Annotated in this window: 3 protein-coding genes; 1 reads left to right on the top strand and 2 read right to left on the bottom strand. The window is 62.7% G+C overall.

Annotated features, from left to right (window positions below):
• Positions 1-117 precede the first annotated feature (117 nt).
• The gene (locus NW841_RS02255) at positions 118-1,200 is read left to right on the top strand and encodes an Mrp/NBP35 family ATP-binding protein (RefSeq protein ID WP_414366727.1); all 1,083 of its coding nucleotides are present in this window, start codon (positions 118-120) and stop codon (positions 1,198-1,200) included.
• On the opposite strand, the gene NW841_RS02250 is transcribed toward NW841_RS02255, so the two are convergent.
• Both NW841_RS02250 and NW841_RS02245 read right to left on the bottom strand, forming a co-directional pair.
• On the bottom strand, positions 1,197-1,565 hold the full coding sequence (locus NW841_RS02250) for a hypothetical protein (RefSeq protein ID WP_414366725.1): 369 nt from the start codon (positions 1,563-1,565) through the stop codon (positions 1,197-1,199). The genes NW841_RS02255 and NW841_RS02250 overlap by 4 nt on opposite strands.
• A gap of 64 nt (positions 1,566-1,629) precedes the next feature.
• Positions 1,630-1,746, bottom strand: coding sequence for a BamA/TamA family outer membrane protein (locus tag NW841_RS02245; protein ID WP_414385188.1), 117 nt, complete (start codon positions 1,744-1,746; stop codon positions 1,630-1,632).
• Between the last annotated feature and the right edge of the window lie 8 nt (positions 1,747-1,754).

Below are 1,754 nucleotides of genomic sequence, written 5' to 3'. Positions count from 1 at the left end.
CGGCTACAGAGGGCCAGCGTTGGCAGACAGTTTCGCAACTGTCCTGCCAGCGGGCGAAGACCCTGGAGAAAAACCGATTAGAGTGAAAAATAGAGCCGTTACCTCATTTTTGATGCCATGACCACCTCCACCCTCGATGCTGCCGCCATCCTTGAGGCGTTGCGCCCGGTTCAAGATCCGGAGCTGCGCCGCAGCCTGGTGGAACTGAACATGATCCGCGACATTCGCGTCGAGCCGGAGCGGGTGGCCTTTACCCTGGTGCTGACGACACCGGCCTGCCCCTTGCGGGAATTCATCGTCGAGGAGTGCAAGGCTGCCATCCGCCGCCTGGCTCCCGTTGAAACCATCGAGGTCACGGTTACAGCAGAAACTCCCCGCTCGCCCTCCCTGCCGGATCGCCAGTCTGTCCCCGGCGTGCGCAACATCATCGCCATCTCCAGCGGCAAGGGGGGGGTGGGCAAAACCTCAGTATCGGTGAATGTGGCGGTTGCCCTGGCCCAGAGCGGAGCGCGGGTGGGGCTGCTGGATGCCGATATCTACGGCCCCAATGTGCCGCTGATGCTGGGGTTGCAGGATCAGTCTCTGTTGGTGCGCAAGCGGGAAGACGGCGGCGAGGACATCTTCCCCCTGGAGAACTACGGCGTCAAGATGGTGTCGATGGGTCTCTTGGTGGGGCGGGATCAGCCGGTGATCTGGCGGGGGCCGATGCTCAACGGCGTCATCCGGCAATTCCTCTACCAGGTGCAGTGGGGGGAGCTGGACTATCTCATCGTGGACATGCCCCCCGGCACCGGGGATGCGCAATTGACCCTGGTGCAGGCGGTGCCGCTGGCGGGAGCTGTGATCGTCACTACGCCGCAGTCGGTGGCCCTGCTGGATAGCCGCAAGGGCTTGAACATGTTTCGCCAGTTGGGGGTGCCCATTCTCGGCATTGTGGAGAACATGAGCTACTTCATTCCACCCGACCTACCGGATCGCCAGTACGATATCTTCGGCTCAGCCGGTGGAGAGACCACGGCCCGCGAGCTGGGGATCCCACTGCTGGGGCGGATCCCGTTGGAGATTGCCCTGCGCCAAGGGGGAGATGCGGGTCAGCCGATTGTGGTCGGCCAGCCCGAGTCGGCTTCGGCCCAGGCCCTGCGGCAAATTGCCAAAACTTTGGCGGGCCGCGTCTCCATGCTGGCTTTGGGGGCCGGCTAGAAGCGCTCTGCTTCCACCAACGAGACCCCAAAGCTGCGTCCCCCCAGCACAATGCCCTCTTGGGCCTTGCCACGCACAGTTACGGTGCTGTTCATGGCCGGCAGGCCCTTGTTGGTGATGACCCAGAGGGAGCCGCTGTTGTCTTGGATCTCGTACATGCCCTGGCCAAACACGCCTATTTGATTGACCACACGACCGCGGACGTACACATTGGTGTAGCGAGAAGGATTTTGTTCGATCTGGGCGATGGGAGTTGTGCCGATGCCCAGCCGTGCCAACGGCCCACACCCTGCCAGGGCTAGGCTGACGCAGAGCAAGAGTACCCAAGATCCGCCGCGGAACGATTGGCCAAGTTGCCGTTTCATCGGTTGCTTCCCTCACGAGCACTTGCTCCCACCATAGCAAGCCGGCAGCAGATCCACCGCCAAGCTAGAACTTCTCGCCAATGCCAAAGTGCAGTTGGGCCTGGCCGGCCTCCCCTTGCCCGATTGCGTAGTCGATGCGCAGCGGCCCCAGGGGAGATTGGATGCGGATACCGGCCCCCAGCCCGAAAC

Source organism: Synechococcus sp. H60.3 (assembly GCF_047462295.1).
Classification (GTDB): Bacteria; Cyanobacteriota; Cyanobacteriia; order Thermostichales; family Thermostichaceae; genus Thermostichus.
The sequence above is the reverse complement of the archived record's forward strand: the minus strand, read 5'-3'. Positions and strand labels throughout refer to the sequence as shown.

Coding starts and splice junctions, on each gene's coding strand:
- NW841_RS02250 (WP_414366725.1), bottom strand. CDS start 1,565: ATGAAACGGCAACTTGGCCAATCGTTCCGCGGCGGATCTTGGGTACTC.
- NW841_RS02255 (WP_414366727.1), top strand. CDS start 118: ATGACCACCTCCACCCTCGATGCTGCCGCCATCCTTGAGGCGTTGCGC.